The 2236-nt window shown below is 69.3% G+C and carries 2 protein-coding genes; both read right to left on the bottom strand.

Features of this window, described 5'->3' with window-relative positions; genetic code table 11:
* A partial coding sequence (locus QN345_RS18130) for a hypothetical protein (RefSeq protein ID WP_323509021.1) occupies positions 1-1103 on the bottom strand: 1103 nt, incomplete at its 3' end.
* A gap of 205 nt (positions 1104-1308) precedes the next feature.
* On the bottom strand, positions 1309-2172 hold the full coding sequence (locus QN345_RS18125) for a nuclease-related domain-containing protein (protein ID WP_322140936.1): 864 nt from the start codon (positions 2170-2172) through the stop codon (positions 1309-1311).
* Between the last annotated feature and the right edge of the window lie 64 nt (positions 2173-2236).

Raw genomic sequence — 2236 nt, 5'->3', positions numbered from 1 at the left:
GCGCCAGCACCGGCGAGCGCGTCGGGGAAACCGGCCTCGCCGTGCAGGTCGTCCTGGGCGAGAGCGGCGCCGGCCGCGCGAACGAACCCGGCAAGCCCCTTCGCGGACATGGCCGGGTCGAAGACGAGGTCGTCGCCGCTTCCGGTGTCGTCGTCCTCGACGAGCGGGAGCAGCGGGCGGTTCTCGCGCAGCCAGGGCGGCCCGTTGAGCACGGCGGCGAGCGGCGGCAACACCGGCTCGTCGTCGTCGACGTCGCTGAGCACGAGGTGCAGGGCGCCACTCGGCAGGTGCATGACCCGCGCGGCCACGACGTCGCCCTCGGAGAGCAGGGTATCGACGAGGTCGCGCGGGTTGGCCGAGATGTCGGCGCGGGTGATCGTGAACGTGAGGTGCGGGTGCAGGGCGAGCACGGCCTTTTGCGCGCTGACCTTCTGCACCAGGGCGAGGGTGACGCTACCGTGCGGGTAGCGCTCGGCGATCACCTCCGTTGTCGGCGGTTTGAGCTCGACATTGAGCCGGTGGGTCGGGGCATCGAGGGCACCCTGGATGCGCTGGCCGGGCGAGAGGGTCCAGTCCAGCGGCACGGGCGGGTAAGTGAGTTCCTGCCAGATGGTCGCCATGCCGCCGTCATCGAGCTCGACGAGGGCGCGGGAACCGTGCAGCATGAAGCCCTTGACGGTTCCGGTGACGGTGATGACGGATGCCGGGGCGAGCGCGAAGAGACCGGCGTGGTGGGCGTGAGCGAGGGCATCCGTGACGAGTTGGTCGGTCGCGTGCTGGGGGTCGCCGTGCGTGAAGCGCAGGCGGGACCTGGCCAGGTCGGCGAAGGGGTTCGGCCCGGTGGGGTATGACCGGCCGGCGCTGCCGTAGACCTGGAATTGGGCGGGGAGCAGGTCGCCGAGCTGCCGGGTGAGTTCTCCGGTCTGCACGAGGAAGACGCGCGCGACGTCGCCGATCTGGGTGGCGAGCTGATCGATGCCGATCTCGGGGATGGCTGTTCCGAACGGTGAGGAGACGACGACCCAGGGTCGATCACGGGCGGGGTCGTGAAGGCCGATCGCAAGCTGCTGCACCGCGGAGCTGGTCTCAACGCGGGTGTACACGGCTCACTCCTCCCCAGGCCCGTGGATAGGCCGTGGGAACAAGGCTACGCCAGTATCCTAGACGGATTGCTCCATTCGTTAAGTTATGGGGTGTATATGAAGCATTGTGTGCGGGTTGCCCACCCGGGACACGCGGTGTGACGCAGGATGCACCTCGTACTGGGGCGGCGCCCAGCCGATCACTGGTGAGTGCGAAGCCGCGGAGTCAGCGACCCGAGCCGGAGAAAGCGCCGACCAGGACGATGCCGAGGTTCGCGGCCAGGTAGGCGGAGACGCCGAGCCCGACGACGACCTCAAGGGGGGCGAGCACGAGGCGCTGCAACCGCGCCGACCGCATCTGGTTGTCGAGCACTGTGAAGCGCTCCATCAGGCCGTCGCCCGTGCCGACCGGCACGGTTTCGGCCCAGCTCGCGGGATCGTCGAGCAGCGCGATCACCTGGAACCGTTCGAGCGGCGTGAGCACGCGCGGCAGGGCCGTCAGCCACGAGACGAGGTCTGCGGCGTCGAGCACGGTGACCGCGTTCTCGGGGCCCATGCGGACGACACCCTTCGGACCGACGAACGCGAGCACGGGGTGGATCGGGACGGTGAAGTCGAGGTAGGCATGCAGGAGCGTGTCGATGCGTTCGCCCTCGAAGGCCGCGTGTTCGAGGTAGGGCACCGCTCGATCCCCGACGATGACGTCCTCGCCGATGACCCGCACCGCAGCACGGCGGTGCTGCTTGGTGTTGATGGTGACGACTCCGCAGGGGCCGACGACGACGTGGTCGATGTCCCAGCCGTTCACCCCGACGGGGAGCCCGTGGAAGACCGCCCACTCCGGAGGCAGCTGGGCGAGCAGTGCGCCGACGGCGAGTTCTCCCTGCGCGCCGCGGTACCAGCCCAGGGCATTGCCGCCGAGCGGGGACCGACCGAGGAAGCGGGCGAGACGGGTGCGACGCGGGTGGGCACCCTGCTGGCGCAGCAATTTGTCGATGATGGCCTGCGCGGCGAACCGGCGGCGCATGCCCTCGTTTTCGACGCGGCCGTCGTCGATACTGCCCGGATCGATTGTGCTTTTGTCGACCATATGATTGCTCCCCCGGATCGATACTAGCGAGCCGCGGCATCTGCCGCCCCACCCCGTTTGAGCC

The sequence above is a fragment of the Cryobacterium sp. 10I1 genome (assembly GCF_035019805.1).
GTDB lineage: Bacteria > Actinomycetota > Actinomycetes > Actinomycetales > Microbacteriaceae > Cryobacterium > Cryobacterium glucosi.
This window is presented reverse-complemented; position numbering and strand designations above follow the sequence as displayed.

What these genes read in the sequence shown, in the direction of transcription:
- QN345_RS18125 (WP_322140936.1), bottom strand. Translation starts at nt 2,172, where the DNA reads ATGGTCGACAAAAGCACAATCGATCCGGGCAGTATCGACGACGGCCGC.